Here is an 18,328-nt window from a genome sequence, read left to right on the forward strand (position 1 = left end):
GAACAGCCTGTACAGAAGAGGTGAGCCCGATGACAACCTTGATCGAGGTCCGTGACCTGTCGAAAACCTTCACCCTGCATCAGCACAACGGCGTGGTCCTCAATGTGCTGCGCGGCCTGAATTTCTCGGTGCGCGCCGGCGAATGCCTGGTGCTCAGCGGGCAATCCGGCGCGGGCAAGAGCACGCTGCTGCGCACCCTGTATGGCAACTACCTGCCTGCCGCCGGCAGCATTCGCGTGCAGCATGAAGGCGAGTGGACCGAGCTGGTCGGCGCAACCCCGCGCCAGGTGCTTGAGGTGCGGCGCAAAACGCTCGGCTACGTTAGCCAGTTCCTGCGCGTGATTCCGCGTGTGTCCAGCCTGGACGTGGTCATGGAACCGGCTCTGGCGCGCGGCTGGTCCCGTGAGCAGGCGCAGGAGCGCGCGCAACTGCTGCTGGGGCGGCTGAATATTCCGCAGCGCCTGTGGCCGTTGGCGCCCAGCACGTTTTCCGGTGGCGAACAGCAGCGCATCAACATTGCGCGCGCGTTCATGGTGCCGTGGCCGGTGCTGCTCCTCGACGAACCGACTGCGTCATTGGACGACGCCAATCGCCGGGTGGTGCTGGAACTGGTCGACGAGGCCAAACAGGCCGGTGCCGCCCTGATCGGTATCTTCCATGACCGCGACGCCCGTGACGCTGTCGCCAATCGTCAACTCGACATGACCCCGGTGGACCTTACCGCCAAGGAGTTGCTGCAATGCTGAATGAACAGGTTTTCAGTAACGCCCGCGTGGTGACGGCCGAGCAGGTATTCACCGGCACTGTGGTGGTCCGTGACGGCCTGATTGCCGAGGTCGAGAGTGGATGCAGCCAGTTGAGTCAGGCCCAGGACATGCAGGGCGATTACCTGCTGCCGGGGCTGGTGGAATTGCACACCGACAACCTGGAAAAGCACCTGTCGCCGCGTCCGGGTGTCGACTGGCCGTCGATGTCGGCGGTGATCAGCCATGATGCGCAAATCGTCGCGGCGGGCATCACCACGGTGTTCGACGCGCTGTCGATCGGCGACATCAACCCCAAAGGCAAGCGCATGCAGCAATTGCCCGCCATGCTACAGGCGATTGCCGACGCCAATGCGGCAGGCCTGACTCGCGCCGAGCACGTGTTGCACCTGCGCTGCGAGGTCAGTCACCCGGACACCTTGAGCGTGTTTCGCGATCTGGTGGACCAGCCACTGGTGCAACTGGTCTCGGTGATGGACCACGCGCCCGGCCAGCGTCAGTTTGCCCTGGAGTCCAAGTACCGTGAGTACTACATGGGCAAGTACCACATGAACAATGAGGAAATGGACCGTTTCATCGTTGAACAGGTGGCCAACTCCAACGAGTACGCCGACCGTTACCGGCGTGCGATTGTCGAACTGTGCCTGGCGCGCGGCCTGTCGATTGCCAGTCACGACGATGCAACCATGGCGCATGTCGAGGAGTCGGCAGGTTTCGGCATGAACATCGCCGAGTTCCCGACCACGCTCGAAGCGGCCCGTGGCTGTCGGCAACTGGGCATGAGCGTGTTGATGGGCGCACCGAACATCGTGCGCGGCGGCTCGCACTCCGGTAACGTGGCGGCAGCATCGCTGGCCCGTGACGGGTTGCTGGATATTCTGTCCAGCGATTACTACCCGGCCAGCCTGTTGCAGTCTGCATTCATGCTCGCCGCTCAGGACAACGCATGTGACCTGCCGCAGGCGATCAACATGGTCAGCCGTACGCCGGCCGTGGCTGCCGGGTTGGCGGATCGTGGTGAAATACGTGTGGGGCTGCGCGCTGATCTGATCCAGGCGCGTAATCATGCCGGCCTGCCGGTTATCGACAGGGTCTGGCGACAAGGCAAGAGGGTGTTTTGATGGTTGGCAGGTTGATCTATCTCATCGGGCCGTCCGGATCAGGCAAGGACAGCCTGCTGGACGCGGCCCGGGATACCCTGGCGCAACGTGATTGCCGGGTCGTTCGGCGGGTGATCACCCGTTCCGCCGAAGCGGTGGGCGAGGCAGCCCAGGCGGTGACCGTCGAGCAGTTCGAGCAGATGCGCGAGCGAGGCGCGTTCGCCTTGAGCTGGCAGGCCAATGGTCTTCACTACGGCATTCCCGTCGAGATCGATCAGTGGCTGCTGGAAGGCCATGACGTCCTTATCAACGGCTCCAGGGCGCATCTGCAAAAGGCGCAGGCGCGCTATCCCACGCTGCTGGCGGTGTTGCTGACCGTCAATCAGGAGGTGTTACGCAAGCGCCTGCTGGCGCGCAACCGGGAAAGCCTCGCGGAAATCGAGGAGCGCCTTGCGCGCAACTCGCGCTTTGCCGGAGATTTGCTGGCGAGCAATCCGCAGGTTTTCCCGCTGGATAATTCCGCTGATCTGCAACACACCGTTGCCACGCTGCTTGGCTTGCTCGACAAGCGTCACGCATGCGCCTGACCCTGTTGGGCACCGGTGACGCCCGACAGGTGCCGGTCTACGGTTGTCAGTGCGTGGCGTGTGCTGCCGCGCGGGCCGACCATGATCTGCGCCGCTTGCCGTGCAGCGCGCTGATTGAATGCGCCGATCAGCGCTGGTTGATCGACAGCGGCCTGACCGACCTCACCGAGCGTTTCCCACCGCGCAGCCTGAGCGGGATTCTGCAGACGCACTATCACGCCGACCATGCGCAGGGGCTGTTGCACCTGCGCTGGGGCCAGGGGCTGGTGATTCCGGTCCACGGCCCGGCGGATCCGGAAGGCTTGGCCGACCTCTACAAACACCCCGGCATTCTGGATTTCAGCCAGCCATTCGCGGCTTTCGAGCGCCGTGCACTGGGTGCGTTGCAGGTCACAGCGCTGCCACTGGCGCACTCAAAACCTACGTTCGGTTACCTGTTCGAAGGCGACGGGCAACGTTTTGCCTACCTGACCGACACCGTCGGCCTGCCCGACGACACCCGCGAGTACCTGCAACGTGCACCGCTGGACCTGCTGGTACTCGACTGCTCGATGCCTCCACAGCCTCAGCCGCCGCGTAATCACAACGACTTGACGTTGGCGCTGCAAACCATCGAGTGTCTGCGACCGGGCAGGGCGGTGCTGACGCATGTCGGCCATACGCTGGATGCGTGGTTGATGGGGCGAGCGGGGCAACTGCCTGATCAAGTGTTCGTCGGTCAGGACAGGATGATCCTGTAAGACGCTAGCGCGAAAATTCTGTTCGCTGATCGCCCGCAATCCATCGCGTCAGACGCCTCGCGGCTTTGCCCGGTCCTGTCAGTAACCTGAGTCTGCCTGATGTCGCTCGGCCATGACTTTATCCATGCCTGGCAGGCTGCGACAATTTGTCTTAATGAACCGTTTAGTACATTCTGCGCGCCTGTGAAAATCCGACAGGTTTGAAAAATGACAAATGCGCAAAATACAGGGGCAGCCGGCAGGTTCCTGCTGCCTGGACTGGGTGGGTTGATCGCCTTGATCGGACTCGGGCTGGCAGGTGGCGGTGGCTATCTGGTAGCGCTCGGCGGCAGTTGGTTCTTCCTACTGATGGGCCTGGCGATGCTGGTCAGTGGTGCACTGATCGCCGCCCGCAAGCCCAAAGGTGCGTTACTGTATGGCATTGCCCTGATACTGACCGCCATCTGGGCTGTCTGGGATGCAGGCCTGCATTACTGGCCGCTGGTTTCCCGAGTATTGACCTTCGCCGTTATCGGCCTGGTGGTGGCACTGATCTATCCGACACTGGTTCGCGCCTCGGGTGCTCAGGCAGGCCGCGGTGCCTATGGCCTGGCCGGTCTGTTGGCCATTGGTGTTGTGGCGACCATCGGTTATATGTTCGTCCCGAGCCATGTGGTCAGCGCCGCCAGCATGCCTGATGTGATTCCGGTGGCTCCGGGCTCCGAGCAGAAGAACTGGGCGCACTGGGGCAATACCCCGGCAGGCAATCGCTTTGCCGCTTTGGATCAGATCAACAAAAGCAACGTCGACAAGCTGCAGGTTGCCTGGACCTTTCATACCGGCGACATCCCGCAAAGTACCGGGGCCGGCGCAGAGGACCAGAACACCCCGCTGCAAATCGGCGACACGGTTTACACCTGTACCGCTTACGGCAAGGTCTTCGCACTCGATGCAGATACCGGCACACAGCGCTGGAAGTTCGATCCTCAGGGCAGTGCGCCCAACTGGCAACGTTGCCGAGGCTTGGGCTACTTCGCGGCACCTGTAGCCGAAGCAGCGACAGCCAATGCGCCAGCACCATCAGTCTCAGGCGCATGCGTCGCGCGCGTGTTCCTGCCGACTGGCGACGCGCGTCTGATCGCACTCGACGCCAAGACGGGCGAGACCTGCAAGGACTTCGGCAGTCAAGGCGTGGTTGATCTGAAAACCGACATGGGCGAAGTCAAGGAGGGCTACTACCAGCAAACCTCGACGCCATTGGTGGCGGGCAATGTAGTGGTTGTCGGTGGTCGTGTTGCCGACAACTTCTCTACCGGTGAGCCACCGGGCGTAGTACGCGCCTACGACGTGCACACGGGTGAGTTGGTCTGGGCGTGGGATCCGGGTAATCCGAATACCACCAAACGTCCGCCCGCAGGCGAAACCTATACCCGTGGCACGCCTAACGTCTGGTCGGCCATGTCCTACGATGACAAGCTTGGCCTGATCTACCTGCCGACCGGTAACGCAACACCCGACTTCTTCGGCGGGACGCGTACCGAGCAGGATGACAAGTGGTCCTCGTCAGTCGTGGCGGTGGACGTCAAGACCGGTCAGGTGCGCTGGAGCTTCCAGATGACTCACCACGATCTGTGGGACTTCGACATTCCGGCGCAGCCGTTGCTGTATGACATCCCGGACGGCAAGGGCGGTACCCAGCCGGCACTGGCACAAGTCACCAAGCAGGGCGAGATCTTCCTGCTCAACCGCGAAACCGGCGTGCCGATCTCGCGGGTCGAGGAACGCGCTGTGCCGCAAGGTAACGTGCCGGGCGAACGCTATTCGCCTACCCAGCCTTTCTCGGTGGACATGCCGTCGATCGGCAACCAGACCTTGAAAGAGTCGGACATGTGGGGCGCCACGGCATTCGACCAGTTGATGTGCCGGATCGCCTTCAAAGGCATGCGTCACGAGGGTGTCTACACGCCACCGGGGCTCGACCCGGCGTTGCAGTTCCCCGGTTCGCTGGGTGGCATGAACTGGGGGAGTGTCTCGGTTGACCCGACCAACAGCTACATGTTCGTCAATGACATGCGCCTGGGCCTGGCCAACTACATGATCCCGCGCGACAAGATCGCCGCCGGTGCCAGCGGTATCGAAATGGGCGTCGTGCCACAGACCGGCACTCCTTTCGGGGCCATGCGTCAGCGTTTCCTGTCTGCCGTCGGCATCCCCTGCCAGGCACCGCCGTTCGGCACCATGTCGGCAATTGACCTGAAAACCAAAAAATTGATGTGGCAGGTTCCGGTCGGCACCGTGAAAGACACAGGCCCGATGGGCATCCGCATGGGCCTGCCGATTCCGATCGGCATGCCGACGCTGGGCGCTTCGTTGTCCACCCAGTCGGGCTTGCTGTTCTTCGCCGGTACTCAGGACTTCTACCTGCGTGCCTTCGACAGCGGCAACGGCAATGAAATCTGGAAGGCCCGTCTGCCAGTCGGCAGCCAGTCAGGCCCGATGACCTACGTGTCGCCCAAAACCGGCAAGCAGTACATCCTGCTCACCGCCGGCGGCGCCCGCCAATCGCCGGATCGTGGCGATTACGTGATTGCCTACGCGTTACCCAAGTAACGCATGTCACCTCTGAGGGGCAGATGCTGCCCCTCAGCCTTGTTTATCTTGCTGCGCCGCTTTCACATCGCACCAATCTCCGGCTTGCCCGTTCTCGATCCGCCGTAAACCGGTGGATGCGTGACGATGTGCTTCAGATCGACCGCCGAGGCCAGCAGTTTCTGTAGGTCCGGGCGTGGGCGAGACAAGCGTGGGTCATTCGCCGTCGCCTGTTCAAGCGCTTCGGCGCAGGCGAGCAGTTTTGCGTCGCCGCGGAACCCGCCGATTACCTGCAGCCCGAACGGCATGCCGTTGTGGTCGGTGCCGCAGGGCAAGGACAGCGCCGGGTTGGTGGTCAGGGTGATGGTGTAGCACAGCGCCAGCCAGCGATAGTAATTGTCCAGAGGCACGCCGTTGACTTCGCGCAGGTACAGCTCGCTCCAGGGGAAGGGCGAGACTGGCGTGGTGGGCGCGAGGATCAGGTCGTAGTGCTCGAATTGTTTCTGGAAGCCGCGAAAGATCCGGCTTTGCTCGCCATGCGCCTTGACGCAGTCCTGCAGTGACATCGCGGCACCCATGTCGAAATTGGCGCGGGTGTTGGGCCCCAGTGCATCAGGATCGCGGTCGTGAGCGTCCTGCAGCCCGGCGACGAACGCTTCGGCGCGCAGTACGTCGAAGGTGCGATGGGCGCTGGTCAGGTTCAGGTCGATGGCTTCGCAGGACTTGAACAGCGATTTCAGGGCGCTGATCTTTTCCCGAAAGACGGCACGGATTTTGTCATCCACAGCACACGTGCCGAAGTCTTCGCTGTAGCCAACGCGCAGCTGGCTGAGGTCGATCGGGCGCGGTGCGAACTCGTCGGCGGCGATGGCATAACTCAACGGATCGGACTGCCCCAACCCGGCGCTGGCGCGCAGTTGCAGCAGGGTATCGGCAACGTTGCGACCCATCGGGCCTACCACTGAAATCGGTGTCCAGCCAAGCTTCTTGCGTTCGCTCGGTACCAGCCCTGGTGAGGGACGCAGGCCGACGATACCGCACAGCGCGGCGGGAATGCGCAGCGAACCGCCGGTGTCCGAGCCGCTGCACAACGGCACCATGTCGACGGCCAGTGCGGCGGCGGATCCACCCGAGGAGCCGCCGGCGTTCAGTTCAGGATTGAACGGGTTACCGGTCGCGCCCCACACCACATTGCGGGTATTGGCACCTGCGCCCAGTTCCGGAACATTGGTCTTGCCGACCACGATTGCCCCGGCAGCACGCAGGCGTGCGACGAACAGGTTGTCCTGCGCGGGAATGTTGTCGCGAAACAGTTGCGAGCCGTAGGTGGTGAGTACCCCGGCGGTTTCTTCCAGGTCCTTGATGCCGATTGGCAGGCCATGCAGCAGCCCCAGTGGCTTGCCCTGCAGGACGGCATGTTCGGCCAGCAGTGCCTCGTCGCGGGCGCGCTCGAAACAGGTCGCGGCGAAGGCATTGAGCTTCGGGTTCAGACTTTCAATCCGCTCGATACAGGCGTCCAGCAATTCCACCGGAGAGAGCTGTTTATTGCCGATCAGCGCACGCAGTTCGGTGGCGGATTTACCGAGCAGCTCGGACGAATTTTGCATGGAGTGTTCTCCCGAATGTCATCGTTCCGCACGCTCCGCGTGGGAATGCATTTCGTGACGCTCTGCATCACACATTTGCGTCGCGCCTCTTTTTCCAGATTGGGCGCACGTGGGCAGTCTCTTCAAACATCCCCCAACGCCAGTATCGTCCCGACCAGCGCCTGGCCTCTGGGCACCAGGGTGTTCAGTTCCAGGTACTCGCGGTCGGTGTGAACCTTGCCGCCCACCGGGCCGAGGCCGCACAGGGTCGGGATCCCCAGGCTGGCGGTAAAACCCGAGTCGGCGCAGCCCCCGGTGAATTCGCCCTCCACGTTGAACCCCAGTTCCTGCGCAAGACCTTGATAAATACCCAGCAGTTCAGTGCTGTGCCGGGCTTCCATCGGCAGGAAGGTCGTGGCTTCCAGCAGTCTGGCTGACGTGCCGGGCAGTTCCTCTTCGGCGACGATCGCTTGCACGGCTGCAAGTATTTCCTCCCATTGCCGAAGCTCGACAAAACGCACATCGAGCTTCGCCGTGGCGCTGGGCGCTACCGTGTTGCTGGAGGTACCGCCAGAGATCAGCCCGACATTGGTGGTGATGCCCGCTGCATAATCAGTCAACGCATGCAACTTGATTACCTTGTGCGCCAGCGCCTGAATGGCACTGGCGCCGTCGGCATGATTGACTCCCGAATGCGCCGCGCGGCCGCTGACTTCGATAATCAGCGTGGCACCGCCTTTGCGCGCGCTGACCACATTGCCACTGGCGCGTCCCGGTTCGGGGTTAAGCACCGCGCGCGCCTGGCGGGCGTAGTGTTCGATGTGAGTGCGAGCGCTGGCGGAGCCGATTTCCTCGTCGCCGGTATACAGAATCTGCACCGGGAACGGCAGCGGGCCTGCGCGCTTCAAGGCCTTCAGCGCAAAGCAGTTGAGCACCAGCCCGCCTTTCATATCCGCCACGCCAGGGCCATAAGCCAGTTCAGCATCTTTGGTATAACCGCGAGCGGACGTGGTGCCTTTGGGAAATACCGTGTCGCGATGACCCAGCAACAACACTGGTTTGCCGGGCCCACCGGGCAATTCAGCCAGCAGCACATCGCCGAAACCCTCAACCGGGATACGTTCGACGCTGATCCCGTCGGCCTGCAATTGCGCGGCGAGCAGTTCGCCGACCGCATCCACTCCGGCCTTGTCGTAACTGTTGGAATCGGTATCGACCAGGCGCTGCAGCAGCGCTTCCATCGCCTCATATTGCTCGGCCAGCCACGCGGTGGCGTGCAGTTGTGCCTCATTCATTCACTCAGCTCCTGTGCCCGCTGCTCCCGGGTCAGTCGTGCGCCGTCCGTGCCCAGGTCCCAGAACAGTCCGGCCATGATTTGCAGGCTCTCCTTGACCACCGGAGCCAGCAAGTGCTCGTCAGGTGCATGCTGCGAGCACGCCGGGTATGAGTGTGGCACCCAGACCGTCGGCAGGCCCAGCACTTCAGCGAATACGTCATTGGGCAGCGAACCGCCCAGATTGGGCAGCAGCGCGGGTTTCTTGCCCGTGGTGGTGGCCAGCGAATCCAGCGCCCAGCCGACCCACGGGCTGTCCGGTGACAGGCGCGTGGCGTGCATCACGTCCATGCGCGTCTGTCTGACCTCGACACGATCAAAGCCATGGGCATCCAGGTGCGCGCGCACCGCGGGGATGAACGCGTTGTAATCACTGTCGACCACAAAGCGAATGTGACACAACGCGTGAGCCTTGCCGGGAATGGCGTGTACCGGGGCGTCCGGGTTGCCGGTCTTGAAGGCGAGCACGTCGAGGGTGTTCCAGCCGAAGACCTTTTCGCTGAGCGACAGCGCCGGGTTGCCCCAGTCGGCGTCGATGTCCGGATCGCCAGGGCCGCCGCCGACCTCGATATCCGCCAATGCGGCCTTCACCGCGTCGGGGATGGCCTTGGGCATGAGCCCCGCGACTTTCACCCGGCCATGCTCATCGACCATGCTCGCGATGGCATTGGCCAGAATGATCCCCGGGTTGGCCAGCAGACCGCCCCAATTGCCGGAATGGTGCGCGCCTTCGCGCAGGTTCACCGTCAGCTCGAAGTTGAACACCCCGCGCGAGCCGAGAAACAGGGTAGGGCGTGCCGCTGCGAGGCGCGGGCCATCGGAGGCGATGAAGATGTCGGCGGCGAGTTCTTCTGCGTGCGCCTGGCAGAACGCGCTCAGGCCGGGGGAGCCATCTTCCTCGCCCATTTCCAGAAGCAGTTTGACGTTGAAACCCAGCTTGCCGTCGCGCGCCTTGAGGGTCTGCTCCAGTGCCGTCAGGTTGATCAGGTGCTGGCCCTTGTTGTCGGCGGTGCCACGTCCGTACCAGCGCTCGCCACGTTCGATCACCTGCCACGGCGACAGGCCTGTCTGCCATTGCGCGTCATAGCCGCGAACCACGTCACCGTGGCCGTAACTGAGCAGCGTTGGCAGTTCAGGGGCTTCGATGCGCGTGGCGATCATCAGCGGGCCGCGTCCGGCGACCGGGTTGTCATGCACGGTAACGCTGAAACCCAGACGCTCGACATGCGGGGTGATGAACTCATGAAGATAACGATACAGCTCGGGCAGGCTTTCGGCCTCTTGGCTCTGGGTCGGGTAGGCAACGCTTTTGCCGAGCAGGGCGAAAAACGCGCCGTTGTCGAACTGTTCAGTGACGTTTTCGATGGCGTGCGAACGGCTACTCATGAGGGCATCTGCTCCAGAGGTTTTGAGGTGTCGTGCAGGTGGCAGCGAACGGTTCCGCCTTCCATGCGGCCAATGGCCGGGGCTTTTTCCTTGCACTGGGGCATGCAGGCCGGGCAGCGCGGATGAAAGGCGCAGCCGGACGGCGGCGACATGGGATTGGGAAAGGCCCCGTGCAAACCCAGATCGGGAATGCCCAAGTGCGGGTCTGGGGTCAGCACCGAGTCCAGCAACGCCTGGGTGTAGGGATGGCCAGGCCGGGCGAACAATGATTCGCGGCTGCGCTCTTCGACGATCCGCCCCAGGTACATGACCGCCACGCGGTCGGCCAGATGTTCGATGACGGCCAGGTTATGGCTGATCAGCAGGTAAGTCAGGCCGAATTCCTGTTTGAGGTCCTGCAACAGATTGAGAATCTGTGCCTGCACTGAAACGTCCAGCGCCGAAGTCGGCTCGTCGCAGATCAATACATCCGGGCGCATCACCAGCGCCCGGGCAATCGCCACGCGCTGGCGCTGGCCACCGGAAAGCTGGCTCGGGTAACTGTCGATCACGCGCTTGGGCAAGCCGACCACGTCCATCATCGCTTCGGCGCGCTGGCGACGTTCGGCCGGGGTGCCGATGCCATGCACGATCAGCGGCAGCGTGACGATCTCGCGCAGGGTCTTGCGCGGGTTGAGTGACGAGTAGGGGTCCTGAAAGATCGGCTGAATGCGCCGCGCCATCTCCTTGCGGTCGGTGCCGGCAAGGTGCTTGCCGTTGACCAGTACGTCGCCACTGCTGGGCGCAAGCAGCCCCAGCAGCATCTTCGCCAGGGTACTTTTACCGCAGCCCGATTCGCCGACCAGCCCGAGTGTTTCGCCACGCATCAGACGCAGCGACACGCCATCGACGGCTTTGAGCGTGGCATTGGGTTTGAAAAAGCCACGGCTGATGCTGAATTCGCGGCGTATATCGCACAGCTCCAGCGCGATGTCTTTCTTCATGCTGGCAGTCGGGACCTGTTTCACGGCGGTATTCATGACGGTACGCCCTCACGGTGAAACACAGGTTCGGCACCCGCTGCGGCAAACAGGCAGCGAGTCATGTGGTTGTGGCTATTGACCGGCGGGACGTCGTCGGCACAGGCGGGGATCGCTTGCGGGCAGCGATTGCGAAATGCGCAGCCGTGTTGTTCGCCGACCAGGCTGGGCACCAGCCCCGGAATCGACCCCAGCGGCTGACCCGGTTGAGTGCGTCCGGGGATCGGTATGCTCGCCAGCAAGCCGCGGGTATAGGGGTGTTGCGGGTTCTCGAACAACTCGATGGCCGGGGCGGTTTCGACGATCTGTCCGGCGTACATCACCGCAACCCGGTCGGCGATACGTGCCACCAGCCCCAGGTCGTGGGTGATGAAGATCACGGCCAGACCCAGCTCCTTCTGAATGTCGCGGATCAGGCGCAGGATCTGTGCCTGAATGGTCACGTCCAGCGCAGTGGTTGGTTCGTCGGCGATGATCACGTCCGGTTCGCACATCAGGGCCATGGCGATGATTACCCGCTGGCGCAGGCCGCCCGACAGTTGATGCGGGTACTGACGCAGGCGCTCGCCCGCATTGCTGATCCCGACTTTCTCAAGCATCTGCGCGGCGCGCTGCAGGGCCTCCTTGCGGGACACCTTGCGGTGTCGGATAAGCACTTCGCTGAGCTGATCGCCGATGCTGTAGGCCGGGTTCAGCGAGGTCATCGGCTCCTGAAAGATCATCGCCAGGCGGTTGCCGCGCAGGTCGCACATCTGCCGCTCGCTCTGGGTCAGCATGTCGATGCCGTCCAGGCTCAGTGTCGTTGCGGTACGCCGGGCCTTACGCGGCAGCAGGTCCATGAGTGCCAGCGAAGTCAGGGATTTGCCGCAGCCGGACTCGCCGACGATGCACAGCATTTCGCCGCGCTCGACCTGAAAGTCCAGGCCGCGCACTGCGTGGAGCGTGTCTTGGCCGAGAGGAATCTCGACACGCAGGTTTTCAACATGCAACAGCGCCATGTGCGTATCTCCTCTGTCAGTTGCGCCCGTCGGGCAGGATCAGGTCGCGCAGGCCGTCACCGACCAGATTGATGCCCAGCACCAGCACCATCAGGGCGACGCCGGGAATGGCGATGACCCAAGGGGAAAAGAACATGTACGGTTTGCCCTCGGCGATCATCAGCCCCCATGAAGGAATGGGCGGCTGCACGCCGACCCCGAGAAACGACAGTGCCGACTCGAGGAGGATCGCGTGAGCCATTTCCAGGGTAGCGACAACGATCAGCGCGCCGACCAGATTGGGCAGGATTTCGCTGGCCAGAATGCGCAGCGTCGAGCAGCCCAGGGCCTGGGCCGAGGCGACGTATTCAGCGTCGCGAATCTGCTGCACGGCAGCGCGCACCACCACGGCAAAGCGGTCCCAGAGCAGGCAGCCAAGCAGCACGATCACCACTTTCAGCGAGCCACCGATCAGCGACGCGGAGGCCAGCGCGATCATCACCACCGGCATCGCCAGGCGGGTGGTGATCAGGTAGCTGATCACCGCGTCGGTCTTGCCGCCGAAGTAGCCGGCCAGCAGGCCCATGATGGTGCCGATAACGCCGGAAATCAGCGCCGCCGAGAAGCCGATGAACAGTGAGATGCGTGCGCCGTATAGCAGTCGCGACAGGTAATCGCGGCCCAGTTTGTCGGTGCCCAGCACGTAGTCCCAGGTGCCGTTGGCCATCCAGACAGGCGGTTTCATGCGCAGCATCACGTCCTGCGCATAAGGGTCGTAGGGGGCCAGCCAGGGCGCGAACAGGGCGCCGAGCAGGATAATCAGCAGCAATACTGCGCCGATGGCGAAGCCGCGATGCGCGAAGCTGCTGCGTAATGTGCGCCAGACGCTGCGCGCCGGAGGCTGGTAATCGTTGATCAGCAGCGGCGATGAGGTGGTTGTGCTCATGGGGCCTCCTATTTCACGCGGATGCGCGGGTCGAGCAGTGCGTTGAGCACGTCGGCCAGCAGGGTGAGGACGATGTAGATCACCGCGATCAACAGCACAACCGCCTGCACCACCGGAAAGTCGTCACGGGCAATCGCGTCCCAGGCCAGCTGGCCAATGCCCTGCAGCGAGAAAACCGTCTCGATGACCACCGAGCCGCCGAGCATGAAACCGAATTCCACCGCGGCGAGGGCCACCACCGGAATCAGCGCGTTGCGCAGCGCATGCTTGAACAGCACGGTGGCGGGGCGCAGGCCCTTGGCCCGCGCGGTGCGGATGTAATCGGAGTTGAGCACGTCGAGCATGCCCGCACGGGTCAGGCGCATAATCGCGGGCGTGGCGTAGTAACCGAGGGCGATGGCCGGCATCACGAAGTGCGCCCAGGTCGAATTGCCCGACACCGGCAGCCATTTCAGGGTGACCGAAAACACCACGATCAACATCAGCGCGAACCAGAAACTGGGCATGGCCTGACCCAGTACCGCGATGCTCAGTGCCAGGCGATCGATCCACGTGTCGCGTTTCACGGCGGCCAGCACACCCAGCGGGATGGCGATCAGCAGCGCAATACTCAGGGCCATTGCGCCCAGCCCGAGGGTGATCGACAGGCGCGAGGCGATCAGGTTGTAAACCGACTCCTGGAAGAAGAACGAGTCGCCCAGATCAAGACGCACCACGTCGGCCAGCCATTCGAAATACTGCGTAACCAACGGCTTGTTGAGGCCGTACTGCACCCGGATCTGTTCGATCTGCTCGCTGGTGGCTTCCGGCCCGCCGATGGCAGTGGCCAGATCGCCGGACAGGTGCAGCAGGGAAAAGCTGATCACCGACACGGTAATCGCTACGCACAGGGCAATGCCCAGGCGGCGCAAGAGAAATCCGAACATGGCAAGTGACCTTGTGTTCAGGGAGTGACGGGGTGGCTGACCCAACTGCAAGGCGCGTCATGCGCCTCACAGCCAGGTTTGCCGACGGTCTTGGTCAGGCGCTTATTTCCAGCTCGACAGCACGAAGCGCGGCAACTCGTCCGGGTAAGGCTTGAAGTTCAGGTCCGAGACATAGGCGTAGTTCATCGAGTAGTTGAACAACGGCGCCCAGTAAGCCTGCTCGCTGATGCGTTGCAACGCCTTGCGGTAGTTGTCCTTGCGCACCTGCGGGTCCAGCGCGTTGTCGGCGGTCTGCAGCCAGCCCTGGACTTGCGGGTCCTTGATGTTGTCGTCGGGATTGCCCTTGAACCAGGTGCCGGCCGACGCCGAGGTATCGAGGATCGAGAACGAGCCCCACGCCTGGAACGACATCGGTACCTTGCCGCCACGCTGCTGATCACGCAGAGCAGCGTACTTCAGGTAGCGCAGCTTGGCGTTGATGCCCACGGCGCGCAGGTTGCCGATGATGGCCTCCACGTAATCGCGGTCACGGTAGGCGAAGATTTCGGTTTCAAAGCCGTTCGGGTAGCCGGCTTCGGCGAGCAGCGCCTTGGCCTTTGCCGGGTCGTAGTTGTAGACCGTGGCTGCGCTGGTGTCGCAACCGAACTGGCCAGGGTAGCAGGCGACCTGCAACGGCTTGCTCTCGCCGCCGACCAGTTGCGAGGCCAGACCGTCACGGTTGATCGCGTGGTTGATCGCCTGGCGCACCTTCAGGTGTTTCATCGGCGAATCGGCGCTGGAGGTGCCGCGCGCATCCAGAATCAGAAAACCTATACGCATGGTCGCGCCGCTGGTGACCACCAGATTGGGCATGGCCTTGAGGTTTTCCGCCTGATCCGGTGCAACCCGCCAGGTCCAGTCGACGCCGCCGGTCATCAGCTCGGCCAGACGCGTTTCGGCATCGGCGATCACCCGGAAGTTGATGTGACCGATCTTCGTTTGACCCTGTGGGCTGTCCTTGAAGTAGTCCGGGTTCTTGTCCATTTTCACGCCTTCGCCGGTGGCGATGGCCGTCACCTTGTAAGGCCCGGTGCCGATCGGTTTACGGCTGAAGCCTGCCAGCCCGACTTCTTCGAAGTATTTTTTCGGGAACATCGGTACGGCGTTGGAGAGGTATTCCAGCGCAGGCGGGAAAGGCTTTTTCAGGTGCAGACGAACGCTGTAGTCGCCCAGCTTTTCGGCGCTCTTGATCCAGTCGACATTTTGTACCGTGACCACCTTGGACTCTGGAGACACCACATAATTGAGGGTGAACACCACGTCATCTGCGGTGAACAGGTCGCCGTTGTGAAACTTCACGCCCTGGCGCAGCTGGAAATCGATGGTCGTATCGTCGACCTGTTTCCAGCTGGTGGCGAGCATCGGCTGGTACTCGCCATTGTCCGGGTTGCGGTAGACCAGGTTGTCCCAGATCAGGCGACCGAGGATCACGCCTTCGCGCAAATCGTTGTGATAGGGGCTGATGTTTTCCGGTTCGCTGTCGGAGGCGTAGACCAGTGTGTCGTCGGCCTTGCCGGCCAGGACGGAGAAACTGCTGAACAGGCTCAATAGCGCGATGCTGCGAGCGAAACCCTTGATTCCCATGCCGTCGTCTCCAAAAGGCAAAGTGGATGTATCAAAGGGCAGTGGGTCGCAAATGCGAGAAGAGGGGGAAACAACGAGGCCGCAGTGTTCTTTTGATTGGGTTCTTTTGGTGAGTTGCGCCTCGACATGACTCTAGGCAAAGCGTATCAATGCCACAAGCACAATATTTCGAACCTTTCATTGCTGAAAAGGCAACGCAGGAGCAGTCATGCAACTCTACGGCGTACAGTCCACGGCCTTGCGCTACTTCCTCGAAGTGGCGCGGTGCGGATCGATCAGCGAAGCCTCGATCCGCCTCAATGTCGCGTCTTCGGCGGTCAGTCGACAGATCAGCAAACTGGAGCGGGAGCTGGACGCAGTGCTCTTTGAGCGCCAGGCGCGCGGCATGATGCTCAGCGAGGCGGGCGTTCGCCTGGCGGCCTACGCGCGCAAATCACAGCTTGAGGCCGAGCAGGTGGTGCTGGAAATCACCGAGCTGCAAGGCTTGCAGCGTGGGCATGTGCGCATCGCATGCTCGGAGGGCTTTGCCCTGGATTTTCTGCCGCAGTGCATTGCGCGTTTTCGGCGGCAGTATCAGGGTATCCATTTCTCGATGGAGGTCTGTGCTCCGGCGCAGGCCACCGAGCGGGTGCGCTCGGGCGACGCTGACCTGTGCCTGACCTTCAGCCTGACGCCGCAGAACGAGATCAAGGTCGAGCACATCCACAGCGGCGCGATCTGCGCGGTGGTCAGTCATAACCATCCGCTGGCCGCACGCAAGGAGGTTACGCTGGCTGAGTTGCAGCCTTACGCCATCGCCCTGACCAATACCGACACGACCTTGCGCCAGTTGTTTGATATCTGCTGCGGCGTGCAGGGCCTGCTGTTCGACCCGGTGCTGACCAGCAACTACATAGGCGCCTTGCTGCGGTTTGTTCGGGAGGAGGGCGGAATCAGCCTGTCCAGCGAAATGACCCTGGATAAACGCGCCCATGAGAAACAGCTCAAATCGCTGCCGATCAGCGACGATGGCATGAAGGCACGGCGTATCGAGTTGCAAAGCATGGCCGGGCGCAACCTGCCCGCAGCAGTCGCTGCCTTCCGGGATTTTCTGATCGAGGAGCTGGCAAAGACCTGAGCCGCTGGCGGTGTTACGTGGGCGCCGTGCGGGGTGAGTAACGTTTGGTTGATGAAGTTAACAATCATGATGTTATAGTGTAACGAATTTATGGCCGTGCACTGTACGGCTGTGAACCGCCAACATCAGGCTTCGCCCGCGTGGTGAAGTTCGCCAAAGAGACGAACGACGCACATGAACAAACCTCTCCCGGATGTTGCCCTGACGGAAATTTCCCCGGCGCTGGTTTCACTCGACTGGGTCGGCATGCAAGGTGTGGAAGTGCCGATCAGACTGGCTGAAGCGGGCATCCGTCATCCTGTTCACGCGCATGTCGATCTGCAGGTCGATCTGGCTGACCCGAGCGTCAAGGGTATCCACATGTCGCGACTCTATCGGCTGCTCGACGGCTACGCCGAGCATCAGATCGTCAGCCCCTATACGTTGTCGGCCTTGCTGGAAGCCATGGTCGAGAGCCACCTCGACTGCCACTCCAGTCATGCCCGACTGACGCTGAGCTTCAATCTGCTGTGCCGCCGCCCGGCGTTGATTACCGAAGGGCTCAGCGGCTGGAAATCCTACCCCGTGAAGCTCGATGCCACCTGGCATGCCGGACGGCTGTGCCTCGACAGTTCGGTGGATATCACCTACTCGTCCACCTGCCCGTGCTCGGCTGCATTGTCTCGCCAATTGCTGGAAGAGGCATTCGCAGCGCGCTTCGGCAGGCAGTCGTTTGTCGATCCGATGCAGGTCGCGAGCTGGCTGCGCGAGAATGCATCGTTTGCCACGCCGCACAGCCAGCGCAGCGTTGCGACGGTGCAGGTGCGGGTGGCGGACCAGGCGACCGAGCTGGGCCTGATGACGCTGATCGATCTTGTCGAACAGGCGTTGGGCACCCCGGTGCAAACCGCGGTCAAGCGTGCCGACGAGCAGGCCTTCGCGCGGCTCAACGGCCAGAACCTGATGTACGTCGAAGACGCTGCGCGCAAGGTCCAGCAAGCACTTGAAGGCCGCTATGCAGCTTCCAGCGTCAGTGTCCGCCACTTCGAAAGCCTGCATCCGCACGATGCCGCTGCCCAGACTTCCAACTACCTGTCCTGAGGTTTCATTCCGTGATCCGTAAAAATCCTTCCGGCCATCTGCCGGTCATTGCCGAGTCCGCCTACATCGATAAAACCGCGATCATCTGCGGCAAGGTGATCATCAAGGACAACGTATTTGTCGGCCCCTACGCCGTGATCCGCGCCGACGAAGTCGATGCCACCGGGGACATGGAGCCGATCGTCATCGGGGCCAATTCCAACATTCAGGACGGCGTGGTGATCCATTCGAAATCAGGTGCTGCTGTCACCATCGGCGAGTTCACCTCGATTGCCCACCGCTCCATCGTGCACGGACCTTGCATGGTCGGAGATCGCGTGTTCATCGGTTTCAATAGCGTGTTGTTCAATTGCCAGGTCGGCAACGGCAGCGTGGTCAGGCACAACTCGGTGGTCGATGGTCGCGATTTGCCGGAGCACTTTTACGTGCCGTCCACCACCCGGATCGGGCCGGGCACTGACCTTTCGCAATTTCCACCGGTGAGCATTTCGGCTTCGGAATTTTCCGAAGATGTGGCGCACACCAACATTGATCTGGTGCGCGGCTACAAGGCGCTTCAGAACGAGTTCTGACCCA

At 62.3% G+C, this 18,328-nt stretch carries 16 protein-coding genes; 8 read left to right on the forward strand and 8 right to left on the reverse strand.

Features of this window, described 5'->3' with window-relative positions; all coding sequences use genetic code 11:
* Positions 1-29: 29 nt before the first annotated feature.
* The 5 genes from phnL to BT119_RS03200 all read left to right on the forward strand — a co-directional run bounded on the left by phnL (position 30) and on the right by BT119_RS03200 (position 5,780).
* Positions 30-746: a phosphonate C-P lyase system protein PhnL gene (phnL, locus tag BT119_RS03180; RefSeq protein WP_003367180.1), complete on the forward strand. Its 717-nt coding sequence runs from the start codon at positions 30-32 to the stop codon at positions 744-746.
* A complete protein-coding gene (locus tag BT119_RS03185; RefSeq protein WP_003367182.1) occupies positions 740-1,885 on the forward strand; it encodes an alpha-D-ribose 1-methylphosphonate 5-triphosphate diphosphatase in 1,146 nt (381 codons plus the stop codon). The genes phnL and BT119_RS03185 overlap by 7 nt, the downstream gene beginning before the upstream one ends.
* Positions 1,885-2,451, forward strand: coding sequence for a phosphonate metabolism protein/1,5-bisphosphokinase (PRPP-forming) PhnN (gene phnN / locus BT119_RS03190; protein ID WP_024663751.1), 567 nt, complete (start codon positions 1,885-1,887; stop codon positions 2,449-2,451). The genes BT119_RS03185 and phnN overlap by 1 nt, the downstream gene beginning before the upstream one ends.
* A complete protein-coding gene (gene phnP, locus BT119_RS03195) occupies positions 2,442-3,191 on the forward strand; it encodes a phosphonate metabolism protein PhnP (RefSeq protein WP_044308345.1) in 750 nt (249 codons plus the stop codon). Before phnN ends, phnP begins: the two co-directional genes overlap by 10 nt.
* 207 nt (positions 3,192-3,398) lie before the next feature.
* Positions 3,399-5,780, forward strand: coding sequence for a glucose/quinate/shikimate family membrane-bound PQQ-dependent dehydrogenase (locus BT119_RS03200; protein ID WP_072364760.1), 2,382 nt, complete (start codon positions 3,399-3,401; stop codon positions 5,778-5,780).
* A 62-nt stretch (positions 5,781-5,842) separates the two neighbouring features.
* Here the strand turns inward: BT119_RS03200 and BT119_RS03205 are convergent, their stop codons facing one another.
* The 8 genes from BT119_RS03205 to BT119_RS03240 all read right to left on the reverse strand — a co-directional run bounded on the left by BT119_RS03205 (position 5,843) and on the right by BT119_RS03240 (position 15,555).
* Positions 5,843-7,366 carry an amidase gene (locus tag BT119_RS03205; RefSeq protein ID WP_072364762.1) on the reverse strand — a complete coding sequence of 508 codons (1,524 nt, stop codon included), beginning with the start codon at positions 7,364-7,366 and terminating at the stop codon, positions 5,843-5,845.
* Between the two features lie 122 nt (positions 7,367-7,488).
* Positions 7,489-8,640 carry a M20 family metallopeptidase gene (locus BT119_RS03210; RefSeq protein WP_003367193.1) on the reverse strand — a complete coding sequence of 384 codons (1,152 nt, stop codon included), beginning with the start codon at positions 8,638-8,640 and terminating at the stop codon, positions 7,489-7,491.
* Entirely contained in the window at positions 8,637-10,064 is a 1,428-nt protein-coding gene (locus BT119_RS03215; protein ID WP_003367195.1) for a M20 family metallopeptidase, read from the reverse strand. Before BT119_RS03215 ends, BT119_RS03210 begins: the two co-directional genes overlap by 4 nt.
* Positions 10,061-11,083 carry an ABC transporter ATP-binding protein gene (locus BT119_RS03220; RefSeq protein WP_072364764.1) on the reverse strand — a complete coding sequence of 341 codons (1,023 nt, stop codon included), beginning with the start codon at positions 11,081-11,083 and terminating at the stop codon, positions 10,061-10,063. The genes BT119_RS03215 and BT119_RS03220 overlap by 4 nt, the downstream gene beginning before the upstream one ends.
* A complete protein-coding gene (locus BT119_RS03225) occupies positions 11,080-12,081 on the reverse strand; it encodes an ABC transporter ATP-binding protein (RefSeq protein WP_072364766.1) in 1,002 nt (333 codons plus the stop codon). The genes BT119_RS03220 and BT119_RS03225 overlap by 4 nt, the downstream gene beginning before the upstream one ends.
* Before the next feature lie 16 nt (positions 12,082-12,097).
* The gene (locus tag BT119_RS03230) at positions 12,098-13,006 is read right to left on the reverse strand and encodes an ABC transporter permease (protein ID WP_003367201.1); all 909 of its coding nucleotides are present in this window, start codon (positions 13,004-13,006) and stop codon (positions 12,098-12,100) included.
* Positions 13,007-13,014: 8 nt separating this feature from the next.
* Complete coding sequence (locus tag BT119_RS03235) at positions 13,015-13,932, reverse strand: ABC transporter permease (RefSeq protein WP_002553855.1); 918 nt, start codon at positions 13,930-13,932, stop codon at positions 13,015-13,017.
* 102 nt (positions 13,933-14,034) lie between these two features.
* A complete protein-coding gene (locus BT119_RS03240) occupies positions 14,035-15,555 on the reverse strand; it encodes an ABC transporter substrate-binding protein (protein WP_072364768.1) in 1,521 nt (506 codons plus the stop codon).
* Positions 15,556-15,763: 208 nt separating this feature from the next.
* Between BT119_RS03240 and BT119_RS03245 the strand changes: the two genes are divergently transcribed.
* The 3 genes from BT119_RS03245 (at position 15,764) to BT119_RS03255 (ending at position 18,324) form a co-directional block, all read left to right on the forward strand.
* Positions 15,764-16,672 (forward strand): LysR substrate-binding domain-containing protein, encoded by a 909-nt coding sequence (locus BT119_RS03245; RefSeq protein WP_003408081.1) that lies wholly within the window; start codon positions 15,764-15,766, stop codon positions 16,670-16,672.
* A 174-nt stretch (positions 16,673-16,846) separates the two neighbouring features.
* Complete coding sequence (gene folE2, locus BT119_RS03250; protein WP_003432907.1) at positions 16,847-17,752, forward strand: GTP cyclohydrolase FolE2; 906 nt, start codon at positions 16,847-16,849, stop codon at positions 17,750-17,752.
* Between the two features lie 11 nt (positions 17,753-17,763).
* Positions 17,764-18,324 (forward strand): gamma carbonic anhydrase family protein, encoded by a 561-nt coding sequence (locus tag BT119_RS03255; RefSeq protein ID WP_003367212.1) that lies wholly within the window; start codon positions 17,764-17,766, stop codon positions 18,322-18,324.
* The last annotated feature ends 4 nt before the right edge of the window (positions 18,325-18,328 follow it).

The sequence above is a fragment of the Pseudomonas sp. NFACC10-1 genome (genome assembly GCF_900119195.1).
In the GTDB taxonomy this organism is placed as follows: domain Bacteria; phylum Pseudomonadota; class Gammaproteobacteria; order Pseudomonadales; family Pseudomonadaceae; genus Aquipseudomonas; species Aquipseudomonas cerasi.

Bases quoted from the DNA above. Each gene is read 5' to 3' on its own strand.
- phnL (WP_003367180.1), top strand. From the start codon at position 30: ATGACAACCTTGATCGAGGTCCGTGACCTGTCGAAAACCTTCACCCTG.
- BT119_RS03185 (WP_003367182.1), top strand. From the start codon at position 740: ATGCTGAATGAACAGGTTTTCAGTAACGCCCGCGTGGTGACGGCCGAG.
- phnN (WP_024663751.1), top strand. From the start codon at position 1,885: ATGGTTGGCAGGTTGATCTATCTCATCGGGCCGTCCGGATCAGGCAAG.
- phnP (WP_044308345.1), top strand. From the start codon at position 2,442: ATGCGCCTGACCCTGTTGGGCACCGGTGACGCCCGACAGGTGCCGGTC.
- BT119_RS03200 (WP_072364760.1), top strand. From the start codon at position 3,399: ATGACAAATGCGCAAAATACAGGGGCAGCCGGCAGGTTCCTGCTGCCT.
- BT119_RS03205 (WP_072364762.1), bottom strand. From the start codon at position 7,366: ATGCAAAATTCGTCCGAGCTGCTCGGTAAATCCGCCACCGAACTGCGT.
- BT119_RS03210 (WP_003367193.1), bottom strand. From the start codon at position 8,640: ATGAATGAGGCACAACTGCACGCCACCGCGTGGCTGGCCGAGCAATAT.
- BT119_RS03215 (WP_003367195.1), bottom strand. From the start codon at position 10,064: ATGAGTAGCCGTTCGCACGCCATCGAAAACGTCACTGAACAGTTCGAC.
- BT119_RS03220 (WP_072364764.1), bottom strand. From the start codon at position 11,083: ATGAATACCGCCGTGAAACAGGTCCCGACTGCCAGCATGAAGAAAGAC.
- BT119_RS03225 (WP_072364766.1), bottom strand. From the start codon at position 12,081: ATGGCGCTGTTGCATGTTGAAAACCTGCGTGTCGAGATTCCTCTCGGC.
- BT119_RS03230 (WP_003367201.1), bottom strand. From the start codon at position 13,006: ATGAGCACAACCACCTCATCGCCGCTGCTGATCAACGATTACCAGCCT.
- BT119_RS03235 (WP_002553855.1), bottom strand. From the start codon at position 13,932: ATGTTCGGATTTCTCTTGCGCCGCCTGGGCATTGCCCTGTGCGTAGCG.
- BT119_RS03240 (WP_072364768.1), bottom strand. From the start codon at position 15,555: ATGGGAATCAAGGGTTTCGCTCGCAGCATCGCGCTATTGAGCCTGTTC.
- BT119_RS03245 (WP_003408081.1), top strand. From the start codon at position 15,764: ATGCAACTCTACGGCGTACAGTCCACGGCCTTGCGCTACTTCCTCGAA.
- folE2 (WP_003432907.1), top strand. From the start codon at position 16,847: ATGAACAAACCTCTCCCGGATGTTGCCCTGACGGAAATTTCCCCGGCG.